The organism is Neisseria sp. HMSC070F02, from assembly GCF_001814225.1.
Lineage (GTDB): Bacteria > Pseudomonadota > Gammaproteobacteria > Burkholderiales > Neisseriaceae > Neisseria > Neisseria meningitidis.
Genome location: NZ_KV815364.1, coordinates 1 through 16421 on the forward strand (window position 1 = coordinate 1; position 16421 = coordinate 16421).

Here is a 16421-nt window from a genome sequence, read left to right on the forward strand (position 1 = left end):
TCGGCACGGAAATTTATCGAGTAAAACGGTTTCTTAGATTCTACGTTCTAGATTCCCGCCTGCGTGGGAATGACGGTCGGGTATCAGCGGAAGAAGTCGCCCACGCCGGGGGGTAGACCTTGCGTGAATGCGCCCATTGTTTTGTTTGCGGTTTCTTCGGCTTTGTCACGGGCGGATTTGAGGGCGGCGAGGATGAGGTCTTCGAGCATTTCTTTGTCGTCGGCGGCTTCTTGAATCAAATCGGGGCTGATGTCGATTTTGCGTACTTCGTGCGCGCAGGTCATTGTGATTTTGACCAAGCCGTTGCCTGCTTCGCCTTCGATTTCGGTTTCGGCAAGTTTGGCTTGCGCTTTTTTCATATTTTCCTGCATTTGCTGCGCCTGTTTCATCAGGCCGCCTAATCCGGCTTTTCCGAACATACTGAATACTCCTGTTTGTGTTTGAATGAATGAGGGAAACGGCAATGCCGTCCGAAGGGTTCGGGCGGCATTATATCTGTTTATGGCCGGTTTGCCGCCAATTCCAGTGATTCGGGCTGCCATTGCGCGCCGAATGCTTGGAGGATTTTTTGTGCGGCGGGGTTGGCTTCGAGCAATGCTTGTGCTTTTTGCCTGTCTTCGATTTGGACGCGCTTGTCCTGCATTGCGGGGGTTTCTCTGCCGGCTTCGTCCTGCCAGTCTTGGGTTTGCAGGGTGAGTTGCAGCCCGTAGGCTTGGGCAAGGGTGTCGCGGATTTTGTCGAGGCGTTTTTTGTCGGCGGTGGCGCGTGCTTCGGCGGTCATCGCCAAAACCATCAGGCCGGTGTCGGGATGGTATTCCGTCCACGCGGAGTGTTGCGCCGGCATTTGCGCCGCGCCGAGTTTGCGGGCGAAATGCCGGACGATGGCTACCCAGTTTTCGGTGGAAAACTCGGGCGGCGGGGCGGACGGTGTGTTGTTTCCGCCGATGCCGCCTGCTTCTGCTTCTTCGTCCGCGCCTCCGCCTGCGGTATCGGCAGGGGCAGCGTGTTCCCAATCGGGCGGCGGGATTTCTGCGCCGTCTTCTACGGGGCAGTCATTATCCGGAAAGCCGTAACCGTAGAAAGGTTCTGCAGGGGCTTCGTGCGCAAATGCTTCCGTTTCAACGGCTTCATCATTCGGTGTTGCCTGAATGGGGTTTTCAGACGGCACTTCGGACAAGGGGGCATCGGTTTCGTTGTCGGCTGCCTTGTTCTTGGAAACTTGGTTTTCGGGCGGCGTTTCGGCTTCGGATGCCGTCTGAATGCTTTTTGCCGACGTTTGCGCCGTGCCGGCTGCGGCTTGGGCTTCGTCCGGTGCGTCTTCCCAAGGCGGAACATCGTTGTTTTCTTGATTGGAAACGGGTTCGGCAGCTTTGCCTTCAGACGGCATTGCCGCTGCGGATGCCGTCTGAACGGATGTTTGGGCGGTTTCTGCTTCAGGGCGCGGTTGGGGCTTTTTTGCAGCGGTTTCCTTTTCGGCGGTTTGTGCCGATGGGGATTTTAGTTCGGTATTTTCAATCACGGCGTTTGCATCACACGAAGCTGCCGCCAAGGGCGCAAACGCCAGCATACGCAGCAGGGTCATCATAAAGCCGGCGTATTCGTCGGGGGCGAGGCTCAGGTCGCGTTTGCCGTGGACGGCGATTTGGTAGTAAAGCTGGATTTGTTCGCCGCTTATGGTTTGGGCGAGGCGGTGCAAAATATCGGAATCGGGGTCGTAGTGCGCCAAGGCGGAGGGCACCGCCTGTATCAGGGCGAGGTGTTGCAGCAGTATGGCAAGTTCGCCCAAGGCGTTGTCAAAGCCGACGGCACACGCCGCCATTTCCTGCGCTTTGGAGAGCAGGGCTGCGCCGTCTTGGTTGATGATGCCTGTCAAGAGTTCGTAAAGGTATTGTTTGTCAACCGCGCCGATCATTTGGCGGACATCGTTTTCGGCAACTTTGCCCGAACCTAGGGCGATGGCTTGGTCGAGCAGGCTCAAGGCATCGCGCATCGATCCGGCGGCGGCGCGTCCCAAAAGTTGCAGGGCGACGGGTTCGTAGGCGATTTTTTCGCTGTCGAGGACGTGGGCGAGGTGGTCGGCAACCTGCTGCGAAGTCATATTGCGCAAGACGAATTGCAGGCAGCGGCTCAAGACGGTAACGGGGACTTTGTGCGGATCGGTCGTGGCAAGGATGAATTTGACGTGTTCGGGCGGCTCTTCCAGCGTTTTGAGCATAGCGTTGAACGCGCTTTTGGAAAGCATATGCACTTCGTCGATGATATAGACTTTGTATTTGCCGGCGGTCGGCGCGTATTGGGCGTTTTCCAAGACTTCGCGGATGTTGTCGATGCCTGTGTTGGAGGCGGCGTCGATTTCGAGCAGGTCGACATAGCGTCCGGCATCGATTTGGGTGCAGCTTTCGCACACGCCGCAAGGTTCGCCGTGTTGCGCGTTTTCGCAGTTGAGGCTTTTGGCAAGGATGCGGGCAATGGTGGTTTTGCCTACGCCGCGCGTACCGGTCAGCAGGTAGGCGTGGTGCAGCCTGCCTTCGTCTAGAGCGTTTTGCAGGGCTTTGACGACGTGTTCCTGACCGACTAAGTCGGAAAAGGTTTTGGGCCGCCATTTTCGGGCGAGAACTTGATAGGCCATGTTTTTCTCTTGGTTTCGGTCGTGATGTTTCTGTCGGTGCGTCGGAATGCCGTCTGAACGGCGGTCTCGGGCGGCGTATTCTAGCACTTTCGGCTTACTGTCCGCGCAAGAACAGTGCGTCCAATTCTTTCAAAGTCAGTTTGACCCAAGTCGGCCTGCCGTGGTTGCACTGGTTGCTGCGCGGCGTATTTTCCATATCGCGCAGAAGGGCGTTCATTTCGGGCAGGGTGAGCCGGCGGCCGGCGCGGATCGAGCCGTGGCAGGACATGGTGGCGAGGATGCGGTTTTCGTGTTCCTCGATGGTTTGGCTGCTGCCGACTTGGGCGAGTTCGTTTAATACGTCTTTGGCGAGCGAGACGACATCGGCTTTGCCGAGCATGGCGGGAACTGCACGGACGGCGAGGGTGTTGCCGCCCATATCGGATAATTCCAGCCCGAAGCCTGCCAGCGTTTCGGCATAATCGGCAAGGGCGGCGCATTCTTCGTGGGACGCGGCAAAGGTTACGGGAATAAGCAGGCGCTGGCTTTGCAGATTGCCGTTTTCTTGACGTTGGCGTTTCATTTTTTCGTAGTTGACGCGTTCGGCGGCAGCGTGCATATCGATGAGCAACAGACTGTCTTCGGCTTGGGCAAGGATGTAGATGCCAAGTAATTGAGCAATGGCGAAGCCGAGCGGCGGCAGTTCGGATTGGGACGGGATGCCGTCTGAAAGCGGCGCATCTGTTTTGGGAGTAGGCGTTTCAGACGGCATATTGCCGAAACGTGCCTGCTCTAATCGGTTCAACTCAAGGTCGATGTCGTCGGTTTTTTTGTAAAGCTCGGCGTAAGTATTCATGGCTGCGCGGCTTTCGCGCAAGGACAGGCTGCGTTGTTGCGGCGCACGAGCGGCTTGGTAAGGCATAGGCGCGGTTTTGCCTGATGCACCAAAGGCATTGCGTGTATCGGGTTTGTTGCCCGTCGGGTAGTTGGATGCGCGATCAAACAGATTTTCGCTGTTGTTTTCAGACGGCATTGGTGCAGGCGTAACGCCAGTAATGTCATGCAACACTTCGCCTGCGTTGCCGACGCTTTCGGTCAGGTCGGCGCGTGTGTCGGCAAGGGCTTTGTTGAGCGTGTGGAACACGAGTTGGTGCACCTGCTGGCTGTCGCGGAAGCGGATTTCGGTTTTGGTAGGGTGGACGTTGACATCCACGGCTTCGGGCGGCAGGTCGAGAAAGAGGACGAAAGCAGGCGTCAGCGCGTTGTGCAATACGTCGCGGTATGCCTGTTTGACAGCATGGAGCATGACTTTGTCGCGGACAAAACGATGGTTGACGAAGCAGTATTGTTTGTCGGTTTTGCCTTTGGCGAAAGTCGGCTTGGCAATCGCGCCATAGAGCCGCAATGCGCCGTTGCCGCTGTCGATTTCTAAGGATGCCGTCTGAAAATCATCGCCGACAATGGCGGCAATACGTTCATGCAGGCTTTGGGCAGGAAGTTTGAACACTTGTTTGCCGTCGCGTTTGAGCGAGAAGGCAATGTGCGGATGCGCCAGCGCGAGGCGTTCGAGCATCGTGGCACAGTGGGCGTATTCGGTGGCTTCAGACTTGAGGAACTTGCGCCGCGCAGGGGTATTGAAGAAGAGTTCGGCGGCTTCGATGGTCGTGCCGACGGGGTGGGCGGCTGCCGTAGGGCTGCTGAGTTTGCCGTCTTCGGCTTTGACTTGTGTCGCGTGTGCGCTGCCGTCTTGGCGGCTGGTCAGGGTCAGGCGGCTGACGGAGGCGATGCTTGCCAAGCCTTCGCCGCGAAAGCCCATACTGGCGACGTGTTCCAAATCGTTTAAGGTTTTGATTTTGCTGGTAGCGTGGCGGTGGAGTGCGAGTTTGATGTCGTCCGGATGGATACCGCTGCCGTTGTCGCTGACGCGGATGAGACGGATGCCGCCGCCCGCCAGTTCGACATCAATCGCCGTCGCGCCTGCGTCTATGCTGTTTTCAACGATTTCTTTCAGGGCGTTGGCAGGGCGTTCGACCACTTCGCCGGCGGCGATTTGGTTGACGAGATGGTCGGGCAGGGCGGCAATGCGTGGCATAAGGTAGGCTTCCGTTGCAAAAACGCTTTATTCTATAATAAAACCCCTTACTTTTCTGCCTGTATTCTTGATAAAAGCCGTTTATCCCGTTTGGAAAATACCAGTATAATCACGCCGTATCCCGTAAAATTGGAGCGCAAAGATGTATCACTACCAATCCGAAGCCACACAATTCCTCAACCGCCTGATTGAAGAAAAACCTGAGTTGGAACAGCAGCGTTTGGAAAACCGGGGGCTTTTGTGGGATGTCGAACTCAATCCCGAAGAACAGGAAAACTTCGAGGCGGCAAAAGTAGCGAAAAAACCTTATACCTATTACCAAGACTGAACCCGCCGAAATGACGACCCATCTGTCCAATGTCGCCCCCGACCTGCAAAACTATTTGAACGCCATCGGCGAACCCGAACATCCCGTTTTGACGCGGCTGCGTGAGAAGACCGGGCATCACCGTATGGGCAAAATGGCGATTGCGCGCGAACAGGCGGCGGTTTTGGTTTGGCTGGCAAAGCTGATTCGCGCGGAAAAATATCTGGAAGTCGGCGTATTTACCGGATACAGCAGCACCGCGCTTGCATTGGCGTTGCCAAAACACGGGCGGATTACCGCCTGCGACATCAATGTAACCTTTACCGATACGGCGCGTCAGGTTTGGAACGAGGCAGGCGTGGCACATAAAATCAGCCTGCATCTGCAACCCGCATTGCTGACATTGGATGATTTGATTGCACAGGGTGAAGCCGGAAGCTACGATTTGGCACTGATAGACGCAGACAAACCGCCCACGCCGCAATATTTCGAGCGTTGCCTCAAGCTTGTCCGGCAAGGCGGCATCATTGCCATCGACAATATTTTGTTGAACGGAAGGGTGATGCGCGAAGCGGCTTCCGATGCGCCGCCCAGCGTCGGCATCCTCAAAGATTTTAATCAAAACCTGCCGAACGATACGCGGATTGTCCCCATCACCCTGCCCGTCGGCGACGGTTTGACCCTGCTTCTGAAAAAATAATGAAGACCAAATTACCGCTTTTTATCATTTGGCTGTCCGTATCCGCCGCCTGTTCTTCCCCTGTTTCCCGCAATATTCAGGATATGCGGCTCGAACCGCAGGCAGAGGCAGGTAGTTCGGACGCTATTCCCTATCCCGTTCCGACCTTGCAAGACCGTTTGGACTATCTGGAAGGCAGAATCGTCCGGCTGTCGAACGAAGTGGAAACCTTAAACGGCAAAGTCAAAGCACTGGAGCATGCGAAAACACACCCTTCCAGCAGGGCATACGTCCAAAAACTCGACGACCGCAAGTTGAAAGAGCATTACCTCAATACCGAAGGCGGCAGCGCATCCGCACATACCGTCGAAACCGCACAAAACCTCTACAATCAGGCACTCAAACACTATAAAAGCGGCAGGTTTTCTGCCGCTGCCTCCCTGTTGAAAGGCGCGGACGGAGGCGACGGCGGCAGCATCGCGCAACGCAGTATGTACCTGTTGCTGCAAAGCAGGGCGCGTATGGGGAACTGCGAATCCGTCATCGAAATCGGAGGGCGTTACGCCAACCGTTTCAAAGACAGCCCAACCGCGCCTGAAGCCATGTTCAAAATCGGCGAATGCCAATACAGGTTGCAGCAGAAAGACATTGCAAGGGCGACTTGGCGCAGCCTGATACAGGCTTACCCGAGCAGCCCGGCGGCAAAACGCGCCGCCGCAGCCGTACGCAAACGATAGTTTTTCCATTTTTCCGCTTTTTACCCCATCCGCACCAAGGAGGATTTATGATTCAAATCGGCATCATCATGGGCAGCAACAGCGATTGGCCCGTTATGCGGCAGGCAGCGCAGTTTCTTGAAGAGTTCGGCGTAGAATATGAGGCGTGCGTCGTTTCCGCACACCGCACCCCGGATTTAATGTTCCAATACGCCGAAACCGCACGGGCGCGCGGCATCAAAGCCATCATCGCGGGTGCGGGCGGCGCGGCGCATTTACCCGGTATGGTTGCCGCCAAGACCACCGTCCCCGTTTTGGGCGTACCCGTCCCCAGCAAATACCTGCGCGGCGAAGATTCGCTTTTATCGATTGTACAAATGCCCAAAGGCGTACCCGTCGCCACATTCGCCATCGGCGAGGCAGGCGCGGCAAATGCCGCATTGTTCGCCGTTTCCATGCTCGCCAACGAAACCCCCGAACTGGCGCAAAAACTGGCAGACTTCCGAGCCAAACAGGAACAGGCTGTTTTGAGTATGGAATTGGAACAGATTTAAAACCCGCCGTCCGCGAATATATAGTGGCTTAAATTTAAACCAGTACGGCGTTCCCTCGCCTTGCCGTACTATTTGTACTGTCTGCGGCTTCGTCGCCTTGTCCTGATTTAAATTTAATCCACTATACAAATGCCGTCTGAAGCCCTGTTTCGGGTTTCAGACGGCATTTTTGCGAACAACTTTTTATGCCTGTTCTTTTTGGCGCATTTTTTCTGCCATTAGTTCGTGCAGGGTTTTCTTCGCCGGTTTCATCGGCACGCGGTTTTGCGTCCAACCCAACTGTTTGCGCGGGGTCAGGTTGCGGAACTTGGTGGCTGCCCAACCGAAGGCGCGGTAGGTTTTGCTGCCGCTGAAAATACCGTTGAATGTGCGCCACGCCATTTGTTCGCCGAAGGTATGCGATGCGCCTTGCCCTCGGATGGGGTGCGGCACGGTTTCGGTCGGCGAACGTTGCGCTTCAACGCGCAAACGCTGCATTTGTTCGGTAATCGGGATGCGTACCGGACAGACTTCCACACACGCACCGCACATGGTACAGGCGGTCGGCAGGTCGCGGGTGGCATCCAGACCCAACAGGTGAGGGGAAATAATCTCGCCAATCGGGCCGGGATAGGTTGTGCCGTATGCCGCGCCGCCGATGCGGGTATAAACCGGGCAATGGTTCATACACGCGCCGCAACGGATACATTGCAGGGTGCGGCGCATTTGGTCTTCGGCATAAGCCTGGCTGCGGCCGTTGTCGAGCAGAACCAAGTGCATTTCTTGCGGACCGTCTAATTCTTCACTGCGGCGCGGGCCGGTAATCATATTGAAATAGGTTGTGATGTTCTGACCGATGGCGGAGCGCGGCAGCAGACTGTACAAGGGTGGGATGTCGGACAATTTCGCCACCACTTTTTCAATGCCGGTAATAGCGATATGCACGGGCGGAACGGTGGTACTCAAGCGACCGTTGCCCTCGTTTTCCACCAGACACAGCGTACCTGTTTCAGCAACGGCAAAGTTTACGCCACTCAAGCCGACATCGGCAGTGCTGTAAATATCGCGCAGGGCTTTGCGGGCGAAGCCGGTCAGTTGGTCCACATCGTCTGTAAGCGGTGTGCCGAGGTTTTGGTGGAACAGTTCGCTCACCTGTTCTTTGGTTTTATGGATTGCAGGCATCACGATATGGGTCGGTTTTTCGCCTGCCATTTGGACGATGAACTCGCCCAAGTCGCTTTCTACCGCTTTAATGCCTTTTGCTTCAAGATAATGGTTCAGCTCGATTTCCTCGCTGACCATCGATTTGCCTTTGACCATCAGCTTGCCGTTTTTGGCTGTGATGATGTCGTGGATAATTTGGCAGGCTTCGGTCGGGGTTTCTGCCCAGTGCACTTTCACGCCCAACTTAGTCAGGTTTTCTTCCAGCTGCTCCAGCAGGGCTGGCAATTTAGACAATGAGCGCTGACGGACGTGTTCGCACAAATCGCGCAGGCTTTGCAGCTCTTCTTCGTCGGTCAAAACGGCTTTGCGTTTGGTCATCAGCATATCCATCGCGGTACGCAGGCTTTTGCGCAAAGGCTTGTCTTGAAGGGAAATTGCGGCGTTTTGCTTGAAAGTTTCCGGCTTCATGTGAAATTTGATGGTTTGCGTAGTCATGCGTTTTCCTCCAAATCGGCAGGGGAAATGTGGTCGGGCAGGATGGCGAGGATGACCAAATCGCGCGGGCCGTGCGCGCCGTAAGCAAGCGTCAGTTGGATGTCTGCGGTTTTGGACGGGCCGGAAATCAGGAATACATTGGTCGGCATACCGTTTTCCACCAGTTTTTCGCCTTCGACGGCATTATGAAACTCGTTGTACATCTTGGACGTATCGAACAGGCAGAAATGCACGGGCGGAACGAGACTCAAAGTACGCGGTTCTTCGGGGCTGGAAAACAGCATCAGCGTGCCGGTGCGGGCGATGCCGCATTGCGCGCCGCTGAAGCCCGCATCGATGTTCGTGAAAAACTCGGTTTTCCAAGTATCGATTTCGCGCTCGAAGGCAATCGGTTCGATATTGCTGTCCGCCAATGCGGCACGGGCAATTTGTCCGTGTTCGGTCGCCAAGGGCAGCAGGATGTTTTTCAAACCCTTGCCTTCTGCCGCTTCGCGGAAAACCTGCATCCAATTGCTTTTCGTCACCCAATAAATTTCGGTTTTGACCGCGCGCATTGCGGCAGCCCAATGTTTCAGACGCTCAACTTCGCTGCCCCAAGAAACACCCATTTCACGGTAATAATCAAAAACCGCAGGTTCTTCCATCGGCAATGCGTCGGCTTTTTTCAGTTTTGCCAAAATATTTTCGCGCGCGCTCATGCTTTGCCTCCGGTGCGTTCCAACAAGAAGGATGCGATATGTTTCGGACGCGGCATATCCGGCTCGTCCTTGGCGATTTTGCCGCCGATGTTCATCATACAGCCGCAGTCCGCGCTGATGATTTCGGTTGCGCCGGTTTCTTTCAGCGCGGCGACTTTGTCTGTTACCATTGCGCCGGAAATATCGGCTTGTTTGACGGAGAATGTGCCGCCGAAGCCGCAACATTCGCTTTCGTGGTCGTGGACGATGCGTTCGACGTTTTCCATACCGTCAATCAGTTGCCAGCCTGAAAGATGGACATTCATTTCGCGGCGGGCGGCGCAGGAAGTGTGAACGGCGACTTTGAGCGGTTCGCCCTTGTCTTCGGGTTTGAAACCGATGGCAAGCAGGAAATGGGTAAACTCGATGATGCGGCCGGCGCAATCCACAGCCCTTTCCTCGTACTCGCTGCCTTTAAACAGCGTCGGCCAATGGTGCTTCATCATACCGCCGCACGAACCGGACGGTACGACAATCGGCCACTCCTCGGGGAAAAGGTCGAGTTGCGCTCTGGCGACATCGAAGGCTTCGGTCGGATGGCCGGATGAATAGGCGGGCTGGCCGCAGCAGCTTTGCGCCATCGGGAAATGGACGCGTATGCCCTGTTGCTCGATTAGGGTAATGGCATCCATGCCTGCTTCGGGCATAAAAAGATCAAGGACGCAAGTGCCGAAAAAATAGACATCGGTCGGATTGCTGTCGTATCGGATGATTTTTGGGGGAATGGTTGCGCTCATGTTTTTTGATAACGGGAAACCCGTTTTTTTCTGTAGAAAGGTAAGCGTTTACTTTAAGTAATTGACTGTTGCGGGTCAAGTCTAATTTTAAAAAATAATCCGGTTTTTCTTACAAACTACCCCATAACGCTTACTGTACCTTAATCTGATAGTTTTCGATAATAATTATCATTACAATGCAATGCCGGTTCGTTTGCTTGTGAACATTCAAGATGCCGACTCTGACGGCATTCAGACAGCATCTGAAAACAATAACGGCACAAGGATGGGGTACAATCGCTCTATGGAAAAAAACACCCTATCCGCCCGCGCACCATCCCCTTGGCTGCCGCTTCTGCTGGCAATTGCCATTTTTATGCAGATGTTGGATGCGACCATTTTAAATACCGCACTGCCTGAAATTGCCGCCGACCTGAATGAGTCGCCATTGAACATGCAGCTGGCGGTTATTTCCTACACGCTGACGGTTGCCCTGCTGATTCCTTTGAGCGGTTATTTGGCGGACAGGTTCGGAACGAAAAAAGTCTTTTTCGGTTCGATTGCCGTTTTTATGCTCGGATCGGCATTGTGCGCCGCATCGGGTTCGCTGTTTGAATTGACGCTTTCCCGTGTCGTTCAGGGCATCGGCGGTTCGATGCTGGTTCCGATACCGCGTCTGACCATCTTGCGTGTGTACGACAAGTCCAAGCTGCTCAACGCCATCAATTATGCGGTTATGCCCGCATTAATCGGACCGGTTTTAGGGCCTTTGGCGGGCGGTTATCTGGTCGAATACGCTTCGTGGCACTGGATTTTCCTGCTCAACCTGCCCATCGGTCTTCTGGGTTTCATATTGGGACGCAACATCATGCCCGATGTCAAAGGCAACGATACCGCTCTGGATTTTAAAGGCTATCTGATTTTTTCTGCCGCCGCGTGCCTCTTGTTACTTTCGGCAGAAAGCCTGTCGCACGCGCTGCCTCCGTATTTTGCACTGTTGCCGCTGTGCGGCGGACTGCTGTTTGCACGCCGTTATTTCCGACATATGAAAACCGCGTCCAAACCGATTTATTCCGCCGACCTGTTTCTGATACGCACTTTCCGTCTAGGACTGGCGGGCAATCTGTTCAGCCGTCTCGGCATCAGCTCGATTCCTTTTCTGATGCCCCTGATGTTTCAAGTCGCTTTCGGCTTCGGCGCAAGCCTGTCGGGTTGGCTGGTCGCACCCGTCGCCCTGTCTTCGCTGCTGGTCAAGCCGTTAATCTCCACCTTGATGAAGCGTTTCGGCTACCGCAAGGTGCTGCTTTGGAACACCAAACTGCTTGCCGCCTTCATCATGCTGCTCGCCCTGCCTGATGGAAACTCGCCGCTGTGGATTTGGATTTTCCTCTCGCTGGCGATCGGCGCGTGCAACTCCCTACAGTTTTCTGCCATGAACACACTGACCCTCGCCGATTTGCGCCCGCAACAGACCGGCAGCGGCAACAGCCTGATGGCGGTCAACCAACAGCTTGCCATCAGCATGGGCATTGTTGTCGGCGCATTAATCCTTAAAAACTGGACATTTCTGATACCGGCTTCTTCAGGTCTGCATTCCGCCTTCCGTATGACCCTGCTCAGCATCGGCGGCATCACCCTTGCCTCGTCGTTGGTTTTCAAGCGTCTGCACGTTTCAGACGGCGCAAACCTGACACGGAACACACCGTCCTAAAGCGGTCCGCACGCAAAACTTTTACCCCTTTCAACGTTTGGATTATGATGCCGCACTTCCATGCGCGCCAACCCCAAAACACAGGCAATGCCGTCTGAAACCATATCCCTGATGAAAACACGCAGCCTAATTTCCCTTTTATGCCTCCTTCTCTGTTCATGTTCTTCATGGTTGCCCCCACTGGAAGAACGGACGGAAAGCCGTCATTTCAATACTTCCAAACCCGTCCGCCTGGACAACATCCTGCAAATCCGGCACACCACTCATACCAACGGGCTATCCGATATCTATCTGCTGAACGACCCCCACGAAGCCTTTGCTGCCCGCGCCGCCCTTATCGAATCTGCCGAACACAGCCTCGATTTGCAATACTACATCTGGCGCAACGACATTTCCGGCCGACTGCTGTTCAACCTCGTGTACCTTGCCGCAGAACGCGGCGTGCGCGTACGCCTGCTGTTGGACGACAACAACACGCGCGGCTTGGACGACCTCCTGCTCGCCCTCGACAGCCATCCCAATATCGAAGTGCGCCTGTTCAACCCCTTCGTCTTACGAAAATGGCGCGCACTCGGCTACCTGACCGACTTCCCCCGCCTCAACCGCCGCATGCACAACAAATCCTTTACCGCCGACAACCGCGCCACCATACTCGGCGGACGCAATATCGGCGACGAATACTTCAAAGTCGGTGAGGACACCGTTTTCGCCGACCTGGACATCCTCGCCACCGGCAGCGTCGTCGGCGAAGTATCGCACGACTTCGACCGCTACTGGGCAAGCCATTCCGCCCACAACGCCACGCGCATCATCCGCAGCGGCAACATCGGCAAGGGTCTTCAAGCACTCGGATACAACGACGAAACGTCCAGACACGCGCTCCTGCGCTACCGCGAAACCGTCGAACAGTCGCCCCTCTACCAAAAAATACAGGCAGGACGCATCGACTGGCAGAGCGTCCAAACCCGCCTCATCAGCGACGACCCTGCAAAAGGACTCGACCGCGACCGCCGCAAACCGCCGATTGCCGGGCGGCTGCAAGACGCGCTCAAACAGCCCGAAAAAAGCGTCTATCTGGTTTCACCCTATTTCGTCCCCACAAAATCCGGCACAGACGCACTGGCAAAACTGGTGCAGGACGGCATAGACGTTACCGTCCTGACCAACTCGCTACAGGCGACCGACGTTGCCGCCGTCCATTCCGGCTATGTCAAATACCGAAAACCGCTGCTCAAAGCCGGCATCAAACTCTACGAGCTGCAACCCAACCATGCCGTCCCTGCCACAAAAGACAAAGGCCTGACCGGCAGCTCCGTAACCAGCCTGCATGCCAAAACCTTCATTGTGGACGGCAAACGCATCTTCATCGGCTCATTCAACCTCGACCCCCGTTCCGCACGGCTCAATACTGAAATGGGCGTTGTTATCGAAAGCCCCAAAATCGCAGAACAGATGGAGCGCACCCTTGCCGATACCACACCCGAATACGCCTACCGCGTTACCCTCGACAGGCACAACCGCCTGCAATGGCACGATCCCGCCACCCGAAAAACCTACCCGAACGAACCCGAAGCCAAACTTTGGAAACGCATCGCCGCAAAAATCCTATCCCTGCTGCCCATAGAAAGTTTATTATAGAAATATAGTGGATTAATAAAAACCAGTACGGCGTTGCCTCGCCTTAGCTCAAAGAGAACGATTCTCTAAGGTGCTGAAGCACCAAGTGAGTCGGTTCCGTACCATCTGTACTGTCTGCGGCTTCGTCGCCTTGTCCTGATTTAAATATTAATCCACTATACCGTCTGAAACACCTTCAGACGGCATATCCGAACCCGCAAAGGAAAAACCATGTTTCCCCCCGACAAAACCCTTTTCCTCTGTCTCAGCGCACTGCTCCTCGCCTCATGCGGCACGACCTCCGGCAAACACCGCCAACCGAAACCCAAACAGACAGTCCGGCAAATCCAAGCCGTCCGCATCAGCCACATCGACCGCACACAAGGCTCGCAGGAACTCATGCTCCACAGCCTCGGACTCATCGGCACGCCCTACAAATGGGGCGGCAGCAGCACCGCAACCGGCTTCGATTGCAGCGGCATGATTCAATTCGTTTACAAAAACGCCCTCAACGTCAAGCTGCCGCGCACCGCCCGCGACATGGCGGCGGCAAGCCGCAAAATCCCCGACAGCCGCCTTAAGGCCGGCGACCTCGTATTCTTCAACACCGGCGGCGCACACCGCTACTCACACGTCGGACTCTATATCGGCAACGGCGAATTCATCCATGCCCCCAGCAGCGGCAAAACCATCAAAACCGAAAAACTCTCCACACCGTTTTACGCCAAAAACTACCTCGGCGCACATACTTTCTTTACAGAATGAGCCGCCCGCCGCGCCGCGCCGGAATCGCGGCAAAATGCCGCCTTATTCCGCTGTTTCGGTCAGCGATGAGAACACGTCGAAATAAGTCGGGAAGGTTTTGTGGGTGCATTTCGGATCGTTGATGACGACGGGTACGCCCAACAGCGAAACCAGCGAGAAACACATTGCCATGCGGTGGTCGTCGTAAGTGTCGATGACGGCGTCGGGTGTCGGCGTTTCGGGCGGGGTGATGTGAATTGCTTCGGCTTCTTCGGCGACTTTTGCACCGAGTTTGCGCAACTCGTTCGCCATTGCGGCAATGCGGTCGGTCTCTTTGACGCGCCACGAACCGATGTTGCGAAGCGTGCAGGTTTGCCCTGTAGCAAGCGCGACGATGGCGAGGGTCATCGCGGCATCGGGGATATGGTTCGCATCCAAATCAAAGGCTTGGACGGCACGTTCTTTCGGGCGCGAGACTTCGACGAAGTTTTCGCCCCAAACCACGTCCGCCCCGATTTTTTCCAGCTCACGGGCAAAGGCGACATCGCCCTGTATGCTGTTTGCGCCGATACCGGTAACGCGGACGGGCGTGGCGGCAATCAAACCGGCTGCGAGGAAGTAGGACGCGCTGGAGGCATCGCCTTCGACGTGCAAGTGTTCGGGCGCGTGGTAGTGCGCATCGGCGGGAATTTTGAAGACGCGGTAGTCTTCATTGGCAACCTGTACGCCGAATTGCGCCATCAGTTTCAAGGTGATGTCGATATAGGGCTTGGAAATTAACTCGCCGACCATACGGATTTCAAATGCCTGTCCGGTCAGTGGCAACGCCATTAAAAGGGCGGTCAGAAACTGGCTGGACACATTGCCTTTAATCGGAATCACGTGTTCGCCGTTGTCTTGGCGTTCGCCGATATGAAGCGGCGGATAGTGTTCGTTGCCGAGATATTCGACATCGGTGCCGGCAATCCGCAACGCATCGACCAAATCGCCGATAGGACGTTCGTGCATACGAGGCACGCCGTGCAGATGATAATCGCCGCCCAAAACGGCCAGAGCGGCGGTTAACGGGCGGAACGCCGTGCCCGCGTTGCCCAAAAACAAATCGGCAGTGCGGTTGGGGAAGCGTCCGCCTGTGCCGTGCACTTTCAGACGGTCTTCGGCAAGATATTCGATTTGAACGCCGAGTTTATCGAGTGCTTCGAGCATACGGTCGGTATCGTCGGATTTGAGCAGGGAATGGATTTCGCAAGCATTGTCGGACAAGGCGGCAAGCAGCAGGGTGCGGTTGCTGATGCTTTTGGAGCCGGGCAGGGCGACGGTGGAAAGTTTGAGCGAGGCGGCAGGGAGGCGGACGGATTCGGTCATGGCAAAACGTAAATATAAAGATAAAAACAGCCTGCATTATACTGGTGCAAATGCCGTCTGAAAAATCTCAGGTTTGGCATTTTCGGTTTTAAAGTCCGTGAATATGGTTTTTTGTGCCGAAAATTGATTATTTTTAAATTTTTTGTTTCTAAAATTTTTTTGCCGGCATATTTTCGGCTTTTGTTGCGGACATAGCGTGTTTGCGGACGGCACGGCACGATTGCCAATTTCATAGAATTTGGTAGAATAGCCGCTGTTCAACGACAGACAAGCCGCCGATTTTCCGGGCGGCTTGTGTTTTTATTTTAATATCCGGACGCACAAAACAAGACGGTATGCGGTATGTTTGCTGCCGCAAACCGGTGTGCCGGAATATGGAGAAAAAAGACCGATGCAAAAAATCCCCCTGACCGTACGCGGTGCGGAATTGCTGAAACAGGAATTGCAGCAGCTTAAAAGCGTGGCGCGCCCCGAAGTGATCGAAGCGATTGCTGAAGCCAGATCGCACGGCGATTTGTCCGAAAACGCCGAATATGAAGCCGCCAAAGAACGCCAAGGCTTTATCGAAGGCCGCATTTCCGAGCTGGAACACAAACTTTCCGTTGCCCACATCATCAATCCGACCGAAATCCACGCCGAAGGCAAAATCGTGTTCGGTACGACGGTTACGCTGGAAGATTTGGAAACGGAAGAACACGTTACCTACCAAATTGTCGGCGAAGACGAAGCGGATATCAAACAGGGCAAAATCTATGTCGGCTCACCGATTGCCCGCGCCTTAATTGGCAAGGAAGAGGGCGATACGGCGGAAGTCCAAGCCCCGGGCGGCGTGCGCGAATACGACATTATCGAAGTCCGATATATTTGATTCGGCTTGATTTCGATACACCCGACACACGCAGGAAATTATAGTGGATTAACAAAAATCAGGACAAGG

Annotated in this window: 15 protein-coding genes and 1 other annotated feature; of the genes, 8 read left to right on the forward strand and 7 right to left on the reverse strand. The window is 55.0% G+C overall.

All coding sequences use genetic code 11. The features are described from left to right. Positions 1-83: 83 nt before the first annotated feature. The 3 genes from HMPREF2959_RS01800 to mutL form a co-directional block, all read right to left on the reverse strand. Positions 84-419 (reverse strand): YbaB/EbfC family nucleoid-associated protein, encoded by a 336-nt coding sequence (locus tag HMPREF2959_RS01800; protein WP_002213018.1) that lies wholly within the window; start codon positions 417-419, stop codon positions 84-86. Positions 420-499: 80 nt separating this feature from the next. Beyond that, positions 500-2629, reverse strand: a complete 2130-nt coding sequence (gene dnaX, locus HMPREF2959_RS01805) for a DNA polymerase III subunit gamma/tau (RefSeq protein WP_070696303.1) — start codon at positions 2627-2629, stop codon at positions 500-502. Beyond that, positions 1401-1440 (reverse strand) — a sequence feature (This ribosomal frameshift element is known only in the genus Neisseria.). (Overlaps the previous gene by 40 nt.) 94 nt (positions 2630-2723) lie before the next feature. Continuing rightward, positions 2724-4700, reverse strand: coding sequence for a DNA mismatch repair endonuclease MutL (gene mutL / locus HMPREF2959_RS01810; RefSeq protein ID WP_002243707.1), 1977 nt, complete (start codon positions 4698-4700; stop codon positions 2724-2726). 142 nt (positions 4701-4842) lie between these two features. Here mutL and HMPREF2959_RS01815 point away from each other — a divergent pair, with 142 nt between their 5' ends. From HMPREF2959_RS01815 to purE, 4 genes are read left to right on the forward strand one after another with little or no spacing between them, the layout of a single operon-like run. Next, complete coding sequence (locus tag HMPREF2959_RS01815) at positions 4843-5028, forward strand: DUF3460 family protein (protein WP_002216929.1); 186 nt, start codon at positions 4843-4845, stop codon at positions 5026-5028. Positions 5029-5038: 10 nt separating this feature from the next. After that, positions 5039-5707: a class I SAM-dependent methyltransferase gene (locus tag HMPREF2959_RS01820; RefSeq protein ID WP_002243706.1), complete on the forward strand. Its 669-nt coding sequence runs from the start codon at positions 5039-5041 to the stop codon at positions 5705-5707. Further along, on the forward strand, positions 5707-6423 hold the full coding sequence (locus HMPREF2959_RS01825) for a tetratricopeptide repeat protein (RefSeq protein ID WP_002226250.1): 717 nt from the start codon (positions 5707-5709) through the stop codon (positions 6421-6423). The genes HMPREF2959_RS01820 and HMPREF2959_RS01825 overlap by 1 nt, the downstream gene beginning before the upstream one ends. Before the next feature lie 47 nt (positions 6424-6470). Continuing rightward, positions 6471-6956, forward strand: a complete 486-nt coding sequence (gene purE, locus HMPREF2959_RS01830) for a 5-(carboxyamino)imidazole ribonucleotide mutase (protein WP_002213033.1) — start codon at positions 6471-6473, stop codon at positions 6954-6956. 183 nt (positions 6957-7139) lie between these two features. Here purE and HMPREF2959_RS01835 read toward each other — a convergent pair whose 3' ends face one another. The 3 genes from HMPREF2959_RS01835 to HMPREF2959_RS01845 are packed head-to-tail and all read right to left on the reverse strand — an operon-like array spanning position 7140 to position 10068. Next, entirely contained in the window at positions 7140-8594 is a 1455-nt protein-coding gene (locus HMPREF2959_RS01835) for a LutB/LldF family L-lactate oxidation iron-sulfur protein (protein ID WP_002216936.1), read from the reverse strand. Further along, positions 8591-9292: a LutC/YkgG family protein gene (locus HMPREF2959_RS01840; protein ID WP_002216938.1), complete on the reverse strand. Its 702-nt coding sequence runs from the start codon at positions 9290-9292 to the stop codon at positions 8591-8593. The genes HMPREF2959_RS01835 and HMPREF2959_RS01840 overlap by 4 nt, the downstream gene beginning before the upstream one ends. Beyond that, positions 9289-10068 carry a (Fe-S)-binding protein gene (locus tag HMPREF2959_RS01845; protein WP_002226252.1) on the reverse strand — a complete coding sequence of 260 codons (780 nt, stop codon included), beginning with the start codon at positions 10066-10068 and terminating at the stop codon, positions 9289-9291. Before HMPREF2959_RS01845 ends, HMPREF2959_RS01840 begins: the two co-directional genes overlap by 4 nt. 283 nt (positions 10069-10351) lie before the next feature. On the opposite strand from HMPREF2959_RS01845, the gene HMPREF2959_RS01850 reads away from it, so the two are divergent. The 3 genes from HMPREF2959_RS01850 to HMPREF2959_RS01860 all read left to right on the forward strand — a co-directional run bounded on the left by HMPREF2959_RS01850 (position 10352) and on the right by HMPREF2959_RS01860 (position 14140). After that, a complete protein-coding gene (locus HMPREF2959_RS01850; RefSeq protein ID WP_002226253.1) occupies positions 10352-11758 on the forward strand; it encodes an MFS transporter in 1407 nt (468 codons plus the stop codon). 111 nt (positions 11759-11869) lie between these two features. Next, a complete protein-coding gene (locus tag HMPREF2959_RS01855; protein WP_083314119.1) occupies positions 11870-13396 on the forward strand; it encodes a phospholipase D family protein in 1527 nt (508 codons plus the stop codon). A 210-nt stretch (positions 13397-13606) separates the two neighbouring features. Then, a complete protein-coding gene (locus HMPREF2959_RS01860; RefSeq protein ID WP_002219084.1) occupies positions 13607-14140 on the forward strand; it encodes a C40 family peptidase in 534 nt (177 codons plus the stop codon). A gap of 42 nt (positions 14141-14182) precedes the next feature. Here HMPREF2959_RS01860 and aroA read toward each other — a convergent pair whose 3' ends face one another. Continuing rightward, the gene (gene aroA, locus HMPREF2959_RS01865) at positions 14183-15484 is read right to left on the reverse strand and encodes a 3-phosphoshikimate 1-carboxyvinyltransferase (protein WP_002243705.1); all 1302 of its coding nucleotides are present in this window, start codon (positions 15482-15484) and stop codon (positions 14183-14185) included. A 391-nt stretch (positions 15485-15875) separates the two neighbouring features. Between aroA and greA the strand changes: the two genes are divergently transcribed. Beyond that, positions 15876-16352: a transcription elongation factor GreA gene (gene greA / locus HMPREF2959_RS01875; protein WP_002216944.1), complete on the forward strand. Its 477-nt coding sequence runs from the start codon at positions 15876-15878 to the stop codon at positions 16350-16352. The last annotated feature ends 69 nt before the right edge of the window (positions 16353-16421 follow it).

Excerpts from the sequence above, each read along its gene's own strand:
- HMPREF2959_RS01800 (WP_002213018.1), bottom strand. The coding sequence starts at position 419 with ATGTTCGGAAAAGCCGGATTAGGCGGCCTGATGAAACAGGCGCAGCAA.
- dnaX (WP_070696303.1), bottom strand. The coding sequence starts at position 2,629 with ATGGCCTATCAAGTTCTCGCCCGAAAATGGCGGCCCAAAACCTTTTCC.
- mutL (WP_002243707.1), bottom strand. The coding sequence starts at position 4,700 with ATGCCACGCATTGCCGCCCTGCCCGACCATCTCGTCAACCAAATCGCC.
- HMPREF2959_RS01815 (WP_002216929.1), top strand. The coding sequence starts at position 4,843 with ATGTATCACTACCAATCCGAAGCCACACAATTCCTCAACCGCCTGATT.
- HMPREF2959_RS01820 (WP_002243706.1), top strand. The coding sequence starts at position 5,039 with ATGACGACCCATCTGTCCAATGTCGCCCCCGACCTGCAAAACTATTTG.
- HMPREF2959_RS01825 (WP_002226250.1), top strand. The coding sequence starts at position 5,707 with ATGAAGACCAAATTACCGCTTTTTATCATTTGGCTGTCCGTATCCGCC.
- purE (WP_002213033.1), top strand. The coding sequence starts at position 6,471 with ATGATTCAAATCGGCATCATCATGGGCAGCAACAGCGATTGGCCCGTT.
- HMPREF2959_RS01835 (WP_002216936.1), bottom strand. The coding sequence starts at position 8,594 with ATGACTACGCAAACCATCAAATTTCACATGAAGCCGGAAACTTTCAAG.
- HMPREF2959_RS01840 (WP_002216938.1), bottom strand. The coding sequence starts at position 9,292 with ATGAGCGCGCGCGAAAATATTTTGGCAAAACTGAAAAAAGCCGACGCA.
- HMPREF2959_RS01845 (WP_002226252.1), bottom strand. The coding sequence starts at position 10,068 with ATGAGCGCAACCATTCCCCCAAAAATCATCCGATACGACAGCAATCCG.
- HMPREF2959_RS01850 (WP_002226253.1), top strand. The coding sequence starts at position 10,352 with ATGGAAAAAAACACCCTATCCGCCCGCGCACCATCCCCTTGGCTGCCG.
- HMPREF2959_RS01855 (WP_083314119.1), top strand. The coding sequence starts at position 11,870 with ATGAAAACACGCAGCCTAATTTCCCTTTTATGCCTCCTTCTCTGTTCA.
- HMPREF2959_RS01860 (WP_002219084.1), top strand. The coding sequence starts at position 13,607 with ATGTTTCCCCCCGACAAAACCCTTTTCCTCTGTCTCAGCGCACTGCTC.
- aroA (WP_002243705.1), bottom strand. The coding sequence starts at position 15,484 with ATGACCGAATCCGTCCGCCTCCCTGCCGCCTCGCTCAAACTTTCCACC.
- greA (WP_002216944.1), top strand. The coding sequence starts at position 15,876 with ATGCAAAAAATCCCCCTGACCGTACGCGGTGCGGAATTGCTGAAACAG.